Source organism: Acinetobacter sp. 226 (assembly GCF_048147925.1).
GTDB classification, from domain to species: domain Bacteria; phylum Pseudomonadota; class Gammaproteobacteria; order Pseudomonadales; family Moraxellaceae; genus Acinetobacter; species Acinetobacter pecorum.
Window position 1 is genome coordinate 85,191 of sequence record NZ_JAYWYX010000012.1, and the last position, 14,785, is coordinate 99,975.

Annotated in this window: 14 protein-coding genes, 2 tRNA genes, 1 other RNA gene and 1 pseudogene; 9 read left to right on the forward strand and 9 right to left on the reverse strand. The window is 44.5% G+C overall.

Features of this window, described 5'->3' with window-relative positions; translation table 11 throughout:
• The first annotated feature begins 85 nt into the window (after positions 1-85).
• On the forward strand, positions 86-1,462 hold the full coding sequence (gene clcA, locus VXP95_RS07570; RefSeq protein WP_064102862.1) for a H(+)/Cl(-) exchange transporter ClcA: 1,377 nt from the start codon (positions 86-88) through the stop codon (positions 1,460-1,462).
• A 54-nt stretch (positions 1,463-1,516) separates the two neighbouring features.
• Positions 1,517-1,621 (forward strand): annotated as a pseudogene (locus VXP95_RS07575) (antibiotic acetyltransferase); the annotation flags it as partial.
• Here the strand turns inward: VXP95_RS07575 and VXP95_RS07580 are convergent.
• The 5 genes from VXP95_RS07580 to coaD form a co-directional block, all read right to left on the reverse strand.
• Positions 1,605-2,396 (reverse strand): hypothetical protein, encoded by a 792-nt coding sequence (locus VXP95_RS07580; protein ID WP_252146097.1) that lies wholly within the window; start codon positions 2,394-2,396, stop codon positions 1,605-1,607. The pseudogene VXP95_RS07575 and the gene VXP95_RS07580 sit on opposite strands and share 17 nt — an antisense overlap.
• Before the next feature lie 53 nt (positions 2,397-2,449).
• A tRNA-Met gene (locus VXP95_RS07585) sits at positions 2,450-2,526 on the reverse strand.
• Positions 2,527-2,598: 72 nt separating this feature from the next.
• Positions 2,599-2,976, reverse strand: an RNA gene (gene rnpB, locus VXP95_RS07590) — RNase P RNA component class A.
• 26 nt (positions 2,977-3,002) lie between these two features.
• Positions 3,003-3,266 (reverse strand): YfhL family 4Fe-4S dicluster ferredoxin, encoded by a 264-nt coding sequence (locus tag VXP95_RS07595; protein WP_005097729.1) that lies wholly within the window; start codon positions 3,264-3,266, stop codon positions 3,003-3,005.
• Position 3,267: 1 nt separating this feature from the next.
• On the reverse strand, positions 3,268-3,759 hold the full coding sequence (gene coaD / locus VXP95_RS07600; RefSeq protein WP_416705879.1) for a pantetheine-phosphate adenylyltransferase: 492 nt from the start codon (positions 3,757-3,759) through the stop codon (positions 3,268-3,270).
• A 139-nt stretch (positions 3,760-3,898) separates the two neighbouring features.
• On the opposite strand from coaD, the gene smpB reads away from it, so the two are divergent.
• The gene (gene smpB, locus VXP95_RS07605; RefSeq protein ID WP_004280586.1) at positions 3,899-4,378 is read left to right on the forward strand and encodes an SsrA-binding protein SmpB; all 480 of its coding nucleotides are present in this window, start codon (positions 3,899-3,901) and stop codon (positions 4,376-4,378) included.
• 56 nt (positions 4,379-4,434) lie between these two features.
• On the opposite strand, the gene VXP95_RS07610 is transcribed toward smpB, so the two are convergent.
• From VXP95_RS07610 to rluD, 3 genes are read right to left on the reverse strand one after another with little or no spacing between them, the layout of a single operon-like run.
• On the reverse strand, positions 4,435-4,995 hold the full coding sequence (locus tag VXP95_RS07610; protein ID WP_064096342.1) for a flavodoxin family protein: 561 nt from the start codon (positions 4,993-4,995) through the stop codon (positions 4,435-4,437).
• A gap of 40 nt (positions 4,996-5,035) precedes the next feature.
• Complete coding sequence (pgeF, locus tag VXP95_RS07615) at positions 5,036-5,776, reverse strand: peptidoglycan editing factor PgeF (RefSeq protein ID WP_191730541.1); 741 nt, start codon at positions 5,774-5,776, stop codon at positions 5,036-5,038.
• A gap of 37 nt (positions 5,777-5,813) precedes the next feature.
• A complete protein-coding gene (gene rluD / locus VXP95_RS07620) occupies positions 5,814-6,866 on the reverse strand; it encodes a 23S rRNA pseudouridine(1911/1915/1917) synthase RluD (protein ID WP_064102432.1) in 1,053 nt (350 codons plus the stop codon).
• Positions 6,867-6,937: 71 nt separating this feature from the next.
• Here rluD and VXP95_RS07625 point away from each other — a divergent pair, with 71 nt between their 5' ends.
• Together VXP95_RS07625 and VXP95_RS07630 are read left to right on the forward strand one after the other, a co-directional pair.
• Entirely contained in the window at positions 6,938-7,933 is a 996-nt protein-coding gene (locus VXP95_RS07625) for an outer membrane protein assembly factor BamD (protein WP_144724361.1), read from the forward strand.
• 196 nt (positions 7,934-8,129) lie between these two features.
• On the forward strand, positions 8,130-10,052 hold the full coding sequence (locus VXP95_RS07630) for a DNA primase (protein WP_144724360.1): 1,923 nt from the start codon (positions 8,130-8,132) through the stop codon (positions 10,050-10,052).
• A 138-nt stretch (positions 10,053-10,190) separates the two neighbouring features.
• Here the strand turns inward: VXP95_RS07630 and hemA are convergent, their stop codons facing one another.
• Complete coding sequence (hemA, locus tag VXP95_RS07635) at positions 10,191-11,480, reverse strand: glutamyl-tRNA reductase (protein ID WP_416711789.1); 1,290 nt, start codon at positions 11,478-11,480, stop codon at positions 10,191-10,193.
• A gap of 79 nt (positions 11,481-11,559) precedes the next feature.
• Here hemA and VXP95_RS07640 point away from each other — a divergent pair, with 79 nt between their 5' ends.
• The 4 genes from VXP95_RS07640 to VXP95_RS07655 all read left to right on the forward strand — a co-directional run bounded on the left by VXP95_RS07640 (position 11,560) and on the right by VXP95_RS07655 (position 14,784).
• Entirely contained in the window at positions 11,560-13,272 is a 1,713-nt protein-coding gene (locus VXP95_RS07640) for a tetratricopeptide repeat protein (RefSeq protein ID WP_416711790.1), read from the forward strand.
• Positions 13,273-13,279: 7 nt separating this feature from the next.
• On the forward strand, positions 13,280-13,858 hold the full coding sequence (gene lolB, locus VXP95_RS07645) for a lipoprotein insertase outer membrane protein LolB (protein ID WP_312586910.1): 579 nt from the start codon (positions 13,280-13,282) through the stop codon (positions 13,856-13,858).
• Positions 13,859-13,879: 21 nt separating this feature from the next.
• Entirely contained in the window at positions 13,880-14,707 is an 828-nt protein-coding gene (gene ispE, locus VXP95_RS07650; protein WP_171255304.1) for a 4-(cytidine 5'-diphospho)-2-C-methyl-D-erythritol kinase, read from the forward strand.
• 2 nt (positions 14,708-14,709) lie between these two features.
• Positions 14,710-14,784 (forward strand) — tRNA-Gln (locus VXP95_RS07655).
• Position 14,785 lies beyond the last annotated feature (1 nt).

The window sequence follows — 14,785 nt, forward strand, 5'->3', positions numbered from 1 at the left end:
TAACTAGAAAGTTTTGATACAGAGTGTGTAAAAATACCGCCAAAGTGTTCAATTATAATTAGAAAAGCCAAGTGCAGGATAGCGTATGCAAACAGCCAAAGTACTCGCCAGTACTGCAACCCATAAGATAGAAAGCTGGCAAAAACGCTCACCTTTTATCATTCTTATACTCGCCAGCATTGTGGGCGCTGCAACAGGTTTACTTGGCTCCCTTTTTCATATTTGCATTAATTATACCGTTAGCTACCGTGAACAGTTCTCACAGCATGTTGAGCATGCCTCACCCTATTTAAGCTATTTTTTAATTTTCTGCATCACTGCTGCTATGGGTGCGTTTGCCTATTATCTTGTACAAAGGTTTGCCCCTGAAACAGGAGGATCAGGAATTCCCGAAGTCGAAGGAGCACTACTCAATTTACGCCCAGTACGCTGGTGGCGTGTCATTCCTGTTAAATTTTTTGGTGGTTTAGGCGCATTAGGTAGCGGAATGGTCTTAGGACGTGAAGGACCTACTGTGCAAATAGGTGCCAATCTCGGAAAAATGACTGCCGACCTATGTAAAGTTAAAAATAATGAGTCTCTCCATACTCTCATTGCGACTGGTGCAGGTGCAGGTATTACTGCTGCATTTAATGCACCGCTGAGTGGCATCTTGTTTGTTATTGAAGAGATGCGGCCTGAATTTACTTATACCAAGGCCTCTATTAAAGCTGTTTTTGTTGGCTGTATTACTTCTTGCATGGTCTATCAGTTTATTATGGGGTCTAATCCCATTTTAGATATGGGGACTTTTTTGGCAGCCCCCTTAAAATCTGTCTGGATTTATATTTTTTTAGGTCTGTTTCTTGGCTTGATTGGTTCTTTATCCAATTCTCTTATTTTAACTTTACGTCGTATTCTGGGTTTGTTTTATCAAAAGAAACAATATTTCTTTCCTTTAACAGGTGCTGTGCTTGCAGGTACTTTTGGGGTTTTAAGCTTACTAAAACCTGAAATGACAGGGGGTGGTTTCGCTATTTTGCCAAATCTTGTAGATGGTATGACCATGTTCTATCCGCTTTTGATTCTTCTGTGTTTACGTTTTATTGCCACTATTTTATGTTTCGGTTCAGGTGCGCCTGGCGGTATTTTCGCACCGACAATTGCTTTAGGTGCAATTATAGGGGTGTTGTTTGGCATGATCGCACAGCCCGTTTTTCCTCAATATGATATTGAATTACTGAACTGTGCAGTGCTGGGGATGGCTGGTCTTTTTGCTGCCACAATTCGCGCCCCACTAACAGGTATCATGGTTGTTATGGAAATGACGGGAAGTTTTGTGCTCATTCTACCGCTGATTATTACCTGTCTGGCAGCAACATTTATGGCACAAACGTTAGGTGCAACGCCTATCTATAGTGCAATTTTAAATAGTACTTTAGCCAGTTCGAAAAATGAACCGGATCAGTCAAAAGAAAAATAAAGTTAACTTTGAAAATAGCTAACAATTCTCCCTTTTGGGCTGACACTATGATTAATAAAGCTCTATGACTTAGATGAAAAGCAGTTTTTAAAAATGCGTGAGCAGTTGCAAACGGATGATTTTAGATCACTGCTACATGCCTTTACTGCGCTTGAATAAAAGGGATTAACGCCAAACTCCGCTGTTTATATTCGTCGATTTTATTATTCTTAAGCCAGTTTATATTCAAATAACTTAAACGCCATTCATAATAAGCCAATCCTACATCTCTATAGCTGATCTTAAGTACGGTCTCCTTCTGATCATCACAATAATTATTCTTTTTATCTTTCATATCTTTGTAGCAGGAAAGTCGATTCTGGTATTCGTAAAAAGGTAAATGCTCGAAGACCAGTTTTGTCTTTCCTTTTGGAAGTAATTGAATAAACTGTGCATTCTGTTCACCTGCATCATTTGAAACCCAGCCATGAATTAAGGCAATAGCATAACTATGCCGATTGAGTGGGTATAAGGCAGGATATATAAATTCTATACCACTCTTATCCTCTTTAAGCGCATAAACCTGTTGATACGTGGTTAGATCCCAATAATCAATGATTTGATATTTTCCAAGATTTTTTGAAAGCTGAATAATTTGTAAATTTTCATCAATTAAATAATATTTTTCAGCTTCAGCAATTTTAACTACCCAAAGTTTTGCATCACTCTCATCACAACTAAATTTTACTTTTTGACAAATTGATCTTATTTCTGCTTTGGAAATATTTTTTTCTTTAAAAGGAAGTGACTTAATTGAATCTGCAGCAAAAACAGGTAAAGCAATAAAGAAAATCAGAGTTGATAGTATTAAATTTTTAATCATCATACATATTCTTGTTATTTGTTTTATTTTAACTATTGTAGTGCTTTTCAGATTTTCCACCAACATCATCATCAAATATCAGACATAAAAAAACCCACTCAATCGGAGTGGGTTTTTTCAGAATATGGTGGCTATGACGGGACTTGAACCTGTGACCCCCGCATTATGAGTGCGGTGCTCTAACCAACTGAGCTACATAGCCTTAAACTGTGCGCGCATTATGGGATTTTCTTTAAAGAGCGTCAACCCCATATTGTGCTGTTTGATCAAAATTTGTTGAAGTGAGCCGATAAGCCGGGTTCTGTCGTGAACGATCATTCCTCTAGGCGCACAATCACTCATGCGCTCAAGCGACCTACCCGAATCCAGCATGGGCCATGCCTAATGGATTCCTATTTGGTCTTGCTTCCGGTGGGGTTTACCTCGCCATGAACTGTTACCAGCCATGCGGTGCGCTCTTACCGCACCCTTTCACCCTTACCTCCGATTCCGATTGCTCGAAAACATAATGAAGGCGGTCTTCTCTCTGCTGCACTTGCCGTCGGTTTGCACCGCCCAGGCGTTACCTGGCACCTTGCCCTATGAAGCCCGGACTTTCCTCCCCTGCTTCAATCACGGAGATCTCCACAGCAGCGATCGTCTGGCTCACTTCGAGCGGCATAGTACCAAATATCGCAACTAATTGCTTGATGTTTTTTGAGCAGTCAGTTTTTCATACTTGGCTTGCAGCTGTTCCTGCGTTTCCGCATGGTTCGGATCCAGTGGAATACAATCCACCGGACAGAACAGCTGACACTGCGGTTGATCATGATGTCCGACGCACTCTGTACATAAATCTGGATGAATCTCATAAATGAGTTCACCCATATAAATGGCCTCATTCGGGCATACAGGTTCACAGACATCACAATTAATACATTCATCGGTGATATATAAAGACACGCTACCAACCTTGTTGAAGTTTACGCTCGAAGGCAGCAACCACGTTTGGTGGTACAAACTTGGTCACATCACCTCTTAATCGAGCAATTTCACGCACCAAAGTGGATGAAATAAAAGAATATTGCTCTGAAGGAGTTAAAAATACCGCTTCAAAGTGGGAGTCAAGCTGACGGTTCATATTGGCCAGCTGAAATTCATACTCGAAATCGGACACTGCACGCAAACCACGCAGTACAGCCGTCGCTTTTTGTTCACGAAAGAAATTGACCAGCAAACCATCAAAACCTACAAATTCAACATTGTCCAAATGACTCAATGACTCTTGGGCCAGCTCAACTCGCTCTTCCAGACTAAATACCGGATTTTTATGATGACCGATGGCAATCGCCACAACGACCTCATCAAACATTCGCGCTGCGCGGGTTACCAAATCAATATGTCCATTGGTAATTGGATCAAAAGTCCCCGGATAAATCACACGAGTTTTAGACATCCATTTGTACTCTGTTTGTTATGTAGAATCTTATTTTAGCAAAAACTTGTTTTTTTGGTGAATAATCCTCATTAATTTAAAAAACTTCACCTTATTTCTAGTTGCGGTACAATAGCAGCACGTTTGGAAGTATCAGATTATGGCGAAAGCATCTATTGTAGTAAAAAAAAATAATGGCGGTACCATTGCACTGAATAAACGTGCCCGCCACGATTATTTTATTGAAGAGAAATTTGAAGCGGGGCTTTCATTAAAAGGCTGGGAAGTCAAATCAATGCGTGCCGGTCGTATGACCATTGTAGAAAGCTATATTACCTTTAAAAATGGTGAAGCTTTCCTGTTTGGTGCGCAAGTTCAGCCTTTGCTGAGTGCTTCAACACACGTGGTGCCTGAAGCGACCCGTACCCGAAAACTGTTGTTGAATCGCCGTGAAATTGAAAAGCTGATGGGCGCGATTAACCAGAAAGGTTATTCCTGCGTGCCACTGGCCTGTTACTGGAAAGGCCCGCATGCCAAGCTGGAAATTGCCCTGGTCAAAGGTAAGCAGCTCCATGACAAACGTGCCACTGAAAAAGACCGTGACTGGCAACGTGATAAAGCGCGAATTTTCCATAAATAATGGATTAAAAGTTGCATATAAAAAAACCTCCGCATTTGGAGGTTTTTTTTATGATTTTAAGTATGACTATTTAGTCGCGCAAGCGTCAGGGCAATATACTCACCAAACCAGAATGCAGTTTTTAAATCACCTTCAGGCGGGGTCAACTCTACTGGCGCATTATCCGACTGGGTCATTAAACCCAAAAAGCTCGACATCCGGTTCAGATCCGTGACGGCACGTCCTGTCGGCATTAATGGCAAGCCACTCCACAACATGCCATGCTGCATGGCGAACAGGTTGATCTGCTGCAATACTGCCAACTTGTCGCCACTGAGTCCGCCACCATTGGTAAAGGCTGCTGCCAGCTTACCCTGCCAGCTACGTGCCAGCCAGCGCTTGGAAGACTGTTCCATAAACAGCTTCATGGCAGCTGTCAGGCTACCCATATAGGTTGGACAGCCAAAGATAATCGCATCGGCAGCGTCCAGCACCTCCCAGTCTATATGTTCGACATTCATCATATGTACCTGAACACCGGTTTCCCGTGCACCATCGGCAATAAAATTTGCCACTTTAGCCGTGTGTCCATAAGGACTGTGATAAACAATCGCAACAGATTTGGAAGATAGGGACATAACACTCAAAAGCCAAAAAATTCAGTTAAGTTTAACATTTTCATGTCATAAACACGAATGTCGCCATACGCCCGGTTTTAGCTTCGCGGCGATAAGAGAAATATTCATCCGCCTGACGATAAGAACACTGATCCCCACCCAATACGGTATTTATGCCGTGTTGCTGCAAGATATAACGCGCAATCGCATACAGGTCAGCATAATATTTACCAGCCTGTCCACCGGGCTGAAACGCACTGTCCAGTTCAGGATATTTCTCACAAAAAGCTGCTTTTACTTCAGCACCAATTTCAAAACAAGGTTGACTAATGGCTGCACCGAGCCACGCCCAAGTCGGCGGAGTCTGCATGGCTGCAAGGGTATTTTCGATAATACCTCCTGCGAGTCCCCGCCAGCCGGCATGCAAGTTCGCAACTTCCATACCTTCCGCATTGCCTAATACAACTGGCAAACAGTCTGCAGTCATCATCATCAGAGCATGCTGTTTACGCTGCGTCACCAGACCATCTCCTACCAGTGCCTCAAAAGGCATCTGCTCATTAATCGTATGACAGATGGTGCTATGCGTCTGGGTCATCCAGGTAATTTTATCTACGCCAAAGGCAGCGAAATCCTGCAGTAAAGCCATACGATGCTGTTGTACCCGTTGCGCATCATCCTGCACATGCAAGGCCAGATTAAAACCTGCAAGTTCAGGCTGTGTAGATGGCTGCACTTTCGCATGATAAACACGGGTCTGACCCACATACACACCTGGTGGAAGTCCTGGTACAAATTGCATCTCGATTCCTTGCTTTGACGCGAGCTAAATAAAAAGATTAATAGGCTTTGTTTTCGGTACGCAGCACTTCCACCAGATTGGCAAAGTCTTCCGGCCACGGTGCTTCAAAGGTCATTTCTTCTTTGGTACGCGGATGTTTCAGTCCCAGTTGCACGGCATGTAAAGCCTGACGCTTAAAGCCACGTAAAGTATCATCTAGCAATTGCGATGCGCCTGCAGGCATACGGACACGCGGCATATATACCTGATCACCCACCAGGCCATAGCCGATATAGCTAAAATGCACACGAATCTGATGGGTACGTCCGGTTTCCAGACGTGCCTGAACACGGGTGAAGTGCTGGAACCGCTCTTTAACATTGTAATGGGTTACTGCATCCTTGCCGCCTGGCAGAACTGCCATTTTTACACGATCCACCGGATGGCGTTTGATCGGCTCATCAATGGTGCCGCCAGCAATAATGTTGCCGTAAACCACCAGATCATAGAGACGATACACCGATTTCTTCTCAAGCTGTTTGCTTAAGGCAAACTGTGCTTCCAGATTTTTAGCAACCACCAATAAACCGCTGGTATCTTTATCGATACGATGTACCAGACCTGCTCGCGCCAGCTCAGAAGATTTTGGATAGTGGTGTAATAAAGCATTCACCAAGGTGCCCGAGGTATTGCCGGCACCCGGATGTACCACCATACCGACTGGTTTGTTGATGACGATAATATCTTCGTCTTCATAGATGATATCCAGTGGAATGTCTTCCGGCAGGCTGCGCGTTTGCGCTTCAAGCTCGACATTTAAGGTCAGGATTTCGAAACCATCACTTTTAAATTTAGGCTTGACCGGTTGGCCATTCACCAATAAATTACCTTCTTTGATCCATTGCTTTAATTTTTCTCGGGAAAAATCGCTCCAGACCATCGCTGCAATCTGGTCGATTCGTTGCCCGATATAAGTTTCATCCAGTTGAAATTGCAACGATAAACGTGTTGCAGTTGCTTCTGAAGTATGGTTATCTGCATCCTCAGAATCTTCAAGTAAATTGAAATCAGTATCAGGGATATTAGAATTGGAAGATTGTGCTTGACTCATTTGCTCATTCAGACAAAAGTGGTTTAATAGTGCAATTGTAGCTCATTGCCCGTATTAACAGAGGAATTTTTATGTCGCTACCACATTATAAAATGACAATGCTTGCTGTGACATTAGGCATTGCATCGGCAATGGTAGGCTGTAGCAGTAATCCAACAAAAAAAGACGTCGTGGATAAAGGTCCGGAATCTAGCGAACAGGTTTATATTCAAAAAGCACAGAAAGCGCTAGATCGTAATCAATATACCGATGCAGCAAAACAGCTAGAAGCGCTGGAAACTTATTTCCCGACCAGTCAGTACGCTCCACAAGCCCAGCTTGAGCTGTTGTATGTAAAATTCCAGCAAAAAGAATATGAAGCTGCAGTTACACTGGCAGAGCGTTTTATCCGTCTGAACCCTCAACATCCAAATGTCGACTACGCCTACTATGTACGTGGTGTCGCCAACATGGAACAGAATTATAACGGTCTGATGCGTTATACCTCACTGAAACAGTCACACCGTGATGTCAGCTACCTGAAATTGGCTTACCAGAATTTTGTCGATTTCATTCGCCGTTACCCATCTAGCACGTATGCAGTGGATGCAGCACAGCGTATGAAGTTTATCGGTCAGGAACTGGCTGAGCATGAAATGAATGCAGCACGTTTCAATATCAAGCGTAAGGCTTATCTGGCAGCAGTTGAGCGTGGCTTGTGGGTAATCGAACATTATCCTCAAACTCCGCAGATTCCGGAAGCTTTGGCAACAGTTGCCTATGGCTATGACAAACTGGGCGATAAAGCCACTTCACAGCAATATATTGAAGTACTCAAACTGAACTATCCTGGCCTGGTCAATGCCAATGGTACGGTGAACCTGCGTGCAGCACGTAGTGAAGGCAGCTTCTTTAACCGCGCAACCTTGGGTATTTTTGGTAAAGAAGCCAAGACTGTAACGGATCCTTCTACCCAGTCTCCAGAATCACAGGCAGAAAAACGCAGCCTGACCAATCGTATGACGTTTGGTTTACTCGACCGTCCGAAAAATACAACAACCGAGCAAGCTGAACCGACTGCTGAATAAGCCAACTGTTACAGGTGCATTTTTGCAAAGGGCAAGTTATCATACTTGCCCTTTTGCATTTTCTGAGCAATGCTTGAACAAATTGTGCAAAAAGGTTATACCAAGTAATTCATTTATAGGATTGGAATAATCATCCGGCTCTTAATTTTCAATGATTTAACCCCTAAATAACGCAGCACGAGAAGCTCAGCAGACCATGGCCATTCCTCAACATACGATTGATCAGATTCTCGATCGCACCGATATTGTCGATGTGATTGGTCAATACGTGAAACTAAAAAAAACTGGCCGTACTTATTCGGGCTGCTGTCCGTTTCATCAGGAAAAATCACCGTCTTTTCACGTCTATCGCGATAAACAGTATTTTCACTGTTTTGGCTGTCAGGCTAATGGTAATGCCATCCGTTTTTTGATGGACATAGGCAGTCGTAATTTCGTCGAAGTGATGAAAGACCTGTCCAGTCAGACCGGAATCGAACTGCCTAAAGACAATACCGATTCCAATAAATTAAAATATAAACGTGAAGCAGCCAAACCTAAAATTGCGCCTGCTCAAGCTGTTCCACAAGCTCAGCCGCAACAAAATAATGCAGCAACAGAAAATAATACTGCTGCATCTACGGCGAGTTTTGACCCATTTGCAGAGTTTCAGGCAGCCGAACAGGATTTTTATGGTGACCCTTTTGCTTCTTTTGAACATCTGCCCATGGCGGAAGTTCAGCAAGATGGTAATCTCTATGATCTGCTGGAAAATATCGCGCAGTTCTATGAGCGCCAACTCCCAAATAGCTCAAGTGCTCAGCAATACTTCAAGCAGCGTGGTCTGACTGCAGAGACCATTGCTTATTGGCGCTTAGGCTATGCGCCTGAAGACTGGCAACATCTGGAAAAGGCCTTTCCTCAGGATATTGAGGGCTTAAAACTTTTAGGTCTGATTCGCACCAGCGACAGTGGCCGTGATTTTGACCTGCTGCGTGAGCGGGTTATTTTCCCGATCCGTGATACTAAGGGGCGCGTAGTCGGCTTTGGCGGCCGTGCCCTGAATGACGAGATCAAGCCGAAATATATCAACTCGCCAGATTCTGAAGTCTTCCATAAAAACCAGTTGCTGTACGGCCTCTATGAGGGCCGCAAACAGAAAGCCCAAGAATGGCTGATGGTCGAAGGCTATATGGATGTCATTGCGCTCCAGCAATATGGCATTCATGGCGCAGTAGCCACTTTAGGTACAGCCAGTAATACGGATCATCTGAATATTCTGTTCAAGCAGAGCAACCGGCTGACCATTGCCTTTGATGGGGACGCTGCCGGTCAAAAAGCAGCACGCCGTACTCTGGATATTGCCCTGCCCCTGCTGAATGATGGCCGAGAGCTGAAATTCTTTGTTTTGCCCGCTGACCATGACCCGGATTCATTGATCCGTCGTGAAGGGATAGAAAACTTCAGACGCTTGCTGGAACAGGCGCCGTTGATGTCGGACTTCGTGTTTGCCCATCTGACCCAAAATCAGGACATCACCACACCTGAAGGCAAGAGTCAGGTTATGGGTGAACTAAAAAATCTGACCGAGCTACTGCCCAAACACGGTTCCTTCCGTTATCTGCTGCAGCAATTTTTCCGGGAAAAACTGGGCTTTAACCGTAAATGGCAACCCAAGGTCAATACGGATGCATCCTTAAGCTTTAGTACCAAAATTGATGCCGAAGAATATGTAATTGCGATCTTGATGAATCACCCTTATCTGTATATTCATTTTGAACCGTTGCGCGCGCTGGTCTCTGAAGATCAGCTGCTGTTTAAAATTCTGAATATTCTGAATGTGATTTTTGATGACCTGCCGGATGACCCAGAACTGTCGATCTATTATGTGCTCGGTGCCTGTGCAGCCCATCATCATGAACTGCAGCATATTTTGCAGCATGCCAATGTCAGCGATTACACCTCATCGCCAGAACAGGCCGATAAGCTCGCGGCTGATTTTTCAACCAAGCTGCAATATCAGTGTTTAAAAAACAAGATTAAATCCAAGAAATTTAGCAGCATTGCTGAAATGAAAAACCTGAAAATGCAGATTTATGAGATTGATCGGAAACGCTCGATGACCCTGTTAGAAGACTGATTTTTCAAATTATTAATTCTTTTGAATCAAATGAAGTCAGACTAGATCACAGTATTATTTATAATTTTTTCAAATAATCAGGCTAGGTTTTATGTTGAAGTGCCAATCAGCAAAGAACCAAGCCTCTCATCATACTGATTAAAATGAATGCCTGGATTTACGACGTTTCGCAACCACATTGCCCAGTTCTTCCTGCAACAGCTCAAAATAGGCAGGATCTTCTGCTTTGGCCGCTTCACGCAGCACAATAGAAGTTGGATGCAACAGTTTTTGGGTTAAGCGATGTGAAAAATCAGCCAGTACCGTTTCCGCCTTTTCGCCCTTGGCAATTCGTTGCATTGCCAGTGTCAATTCTTCCTGACGTAATGTTTCCCCGTGGTCACGGTAAGCATGAATGGTCGCCCCGGCCTGTTTGACCTTTTGCTGGGTTATCAGTTCTGTAGCCAGCTGATTGACCATGATCTCGGCTTCAACCGCAGCCTGACGCCGCTGTGCCAGATTTTCCTCAATGAGACTTTGCAGGTCATCGACCCCATACAGATAAACCCCGTCCAGGCTTTCTACTTTGGCATCAATATCACGCGGTACGGCCAGATCGACCAGCAGCATCTGCTGGTAACGGCGTTTTTTCAGTGCAGCCTTCACATCGGCAAAATGGATCACCTGATGCAAACTGCCGGTACAACTGGAAATGACATCGGCACGATGCAGATTTTCTGCAAGCTGATCAAAATCTATAATTTCGACCTCAACCCGATGTGCAATTTCCTGTGCCAGAATATCCGCACGCTCGCGGGTACGGTTACAGATAATGATCTTGCCTACCCCCATCTCTGCGAGGTGTTTGGCCACCAGACTGTTCATTTCCCCGGCTGCCACGATCATAATGGTCAGCTTGTCAGGGTGACTAAATACTTGCAGAGCAAGTTGCGCCACCGCATATCCCATCGAGACGGCATGGCTGCCGACAGCCGTTTCCGAACGCACGCGTTTGGCGGCATAAAAGGCATATTCAAAAATCCGGTTGAGATCACGCGAAACTGTATGAGAGTCTTTGGCCAAAGAGAGGGCGGTTTTGACCTGTCCCAGAATTTGCGGTTCACCCAACATCAGTGAATCCAAACCACTGGCGACACGCATCAAGTGAGTTACTGCCTGCGCATTTTCGTAACGATAGACATGCTGCTGCAGTTGCTTGACATCCACCCCATTTTTTTGGGCGAGCCAGTTCAGCACCATGTCAGCGTTTTCTGACATGGCATAAACTTCGGTCCTGTTACATGTAGACACCACCACCATGTCATTCAGTTCAGGGTGCTGGCTTTGTTCGGCAAGAATGTCTCTTAACTTTTCAGGGTTAAAAGCCACCTGTTCCCGCAATTCTACAGAGGCAGTTTGATGGTTGACACCCAATGCAAAGAAAGACATATCAGGTCATCATTTCACTAAATTTATGCTATTGTGCAACATCGGTGTCATAAAAAGCATTACTTGGATCAAGAAAAAATTGCGTCAAACAATCAGCCGTATCAACGGCCCTACAATTAAGCAATATTCTACCACATTCCTACTGGTGGGTAGCATGGCTTCGACTGCGCATCTCTATGCAGTGGAAGCAGTTTACCATGCAAATCAAAATTATGATGCGATAAAACAAAGTATGATGGCCGAGTTTGCCATCGCTGCCCATGACATTCCCACTGCTTTGCACAACTATACGGTGCTGGCGATCAAGAGCAACTCCACTTCAGTCAAACAGCGTGCGTTAAATGTCGCACTAGAACATAATGACTTGCAGGCGGCCCTGGACATTTCCACACACTGGGTGGTACAAGAGCCGCAAGATGTCCCTGCCCTATTTTATTTATCGCATATTGCTTTAAAAGCGCATGAGTATGAACTGGCTGCAGAGACCTTGGAAAAAATCCTGCAAATTGATGATAGTGCCGATCTGGAAGAAATTCTGGCAGGAATTTCCCCCGAAGGAACAGAGGATCGTACTTATCTGATTCAGGCTTTAAGCACCACCAAGGCTCGGGACAATCCGTCTATTCTCGTCCTTGTGGCCGGACTGGAAGCACAAAATGGCCAGCTGAAACAGGCATTAAACACAATTAACCGTGCCTTGAAGAAACGTCCAAAGGCAACTGGTTATATTCTAATGAAGGCCAACCTGCTGAGCGCGTTAGGCGACGCCAATGCCACACGGGAATGGTATGCAAAATCCAGCCGCAAGCACCGCAATAATCTGGACGTACGTCTGGCTGAAGTCAAATATCTGGTCAAGCTGAATGAAGCTAGTTTGGCGCTGAAAAAACTGCAGGATATTCTAAAAAAATGGCCGACTGCTGAAGAAGCCCTGTTTATTGCCGGACTGACCAGCATTGATCTGGAAGAATACGAAAAGGCCGAAAAATATCTGGTCGAACTGCGTTATTCTGCACAGTATCAGAACGAAGCCTATTACTATCTGGCTGTCAATGCGGAACGCAAACAGCATTACGAAACGGCCAAAGCCTATTACCGTCTGGTCGATGGCAGTCTGTATACTGTATCACGTCGCAATATAATCTCAATTTTCGCCCAGCAGGATAAACTGCATGATGCACTGCGTTTCTTAACCCAGGAAAGAGTAAATTATCCGCAACATGCCAGCTTTCTCTATCTGGCCCAGGCGGATATCTTGACGCGTATGCAGAACAAAAAAGCTGCCATTCGCCTGCTGGAAGAAGCCAGTAAAAACCTGCCGGATGACCCTGAACTGGTTTACGCGCAAGTCCTGTTACTGGACCCGCACCAGGATCGTGTCAAGCTGGACGAACTACTCACCACTTTACTCAGCATTGAACCGAACAGTCCGACCTACCTGAATGCCTATGCCTATACTCTGGCGATGCAGAACCGCCGTCTGGAAGAAGCACGTCGCTATGTCGAACAGGCATTGGAATATGCACCCGAACAGGCATCAATTCTGGATACCTATGGTTATATCTGTTATTTACAGAATGACTTTGCCACGGCTGCGGACGTGTTATACAAAGCTTATCAGTTGAACCCGAATGTGAAGATTGGCGTGCGTTATGCTCGTTCGTTATACATGAAAGGTGATCTACAACAATTTCATCAAGTGTTACAACAATTACAACAAAATCATCCAAATGACCCAGAATTGAAACAACTTAATTCGCTATTGTTAGCACCACAAACCCAAACGAGTTAATTTATTTATGCGCAATTTGAGCCAATTGGGTTGCTGTGCCTTTGCAGCAACTGCCTTATTCTTGACTGGCTGTCAGCAGATGATCAATCCACAAAAGCCAGTGACGCCTTCTGTCCAGGCAGACAATCAATTCCAGCTGCAAGGTAAAATTGGTGTTCGCACTCCTCAACAGACTGGCAGTGCATTCTTTACCTGGGTACAACAGCAGGAAGAATTTGATATTGAGCTCAGCGGTATCTTAGGCGTGGGTAAAACCCAGATTTCTGGCACCCCGGGGCAAGTGACTTTAAACAGCGCAAAAACCGGTGTGATTCAAGCAGCCAGTGCCGAAGAATTACTGCAACGTGCAACCGGCTGGCAAGCACCGATCAGTTATTTAGTGGACTGGGTACAGGCCCGCCCTGCCACTCCCTCTGCAAAATTACAAAAAGACGACACGCAACGGATTAACCAGATTATCGAACAGGGCTGGACAGTCGATCTTAATTATAATGCGCAGGCCAGAATGCCAAACCGCTTGATTTTAAAGCAGTCACTTGAAAATGGCGCGGAAAACCGTATTACAATGATCATTGAAAACCGTTAATTGACCTGATTCCAGCCCATGATAATTCGTGTTCCTTCGCCTGCTAAACTGAATTTGTTCTTACATATTACCGGTCGCCGTGAAAATGGCTATCATGAACTACAAAGTATTTTTCAGCTGATTGACCTGTATGACTGGCTGGAGCTTGAACCAAGTGCCGATGATGCGATTCAGATTGAAGGTCTGGCCTCTGTCGATCTGGAACAGAATTTAATCTATCGGGCAATACAGTTGTTGAAGCCTTATGCCAAAACGCCTTGCGGGCTAAAGATCCGTCTGGAAAAAAACATTCCGATGGGTGCAGGTCTGGGTGGAGGGTCTTCCAATGCCGCGACGACCCTGATTGTGATAAACCAGCTCTGGCAGTGCGGTTTAAATGTTGAACAACTGGCAGAGCTTGGGGTCAAGCTAGGTGCAGATGTCCCGATATTTGTGCATGGTAAAAATGCCTGGGCTGAAGGCATTGGTGAACACTTAACATTCATAGACTTAGATCAAAAAAAATTCATTGTGTTAAAACCTGATTGTTTTATCAGCACTCAACTGCTTTTTTCGCAAAAAGCATTGACAAGAGACACGAAGAGCTCTAAATTTTGCGCCTATCAGGAAACGCCATCTGATTTTGGAAATAACTTTGAGCCACTGGCAAGAAGCTTATATCCTGAAGTCGATGAAGCAATGCAATATCTCGACCAGTTCGGAAAAGCAAAGCTTACAGGTACAGGTGCTTGTGTGTTTATTGAAGTCACTGAAAATCTGAATATCGAAGATATTCTTGCAAATGCACCATGTAAAGCTTACCTGGTCAACAGTTTACAAGAATCACCTTTAGTTCAGTTTAAAGTGTAGATAGGGGTATCGCCAAGTGGTAAGGCACCGGGTTTTGATCTCGGCATCCGTTGGTTCGAATCCAGCTACCCCTGCCAT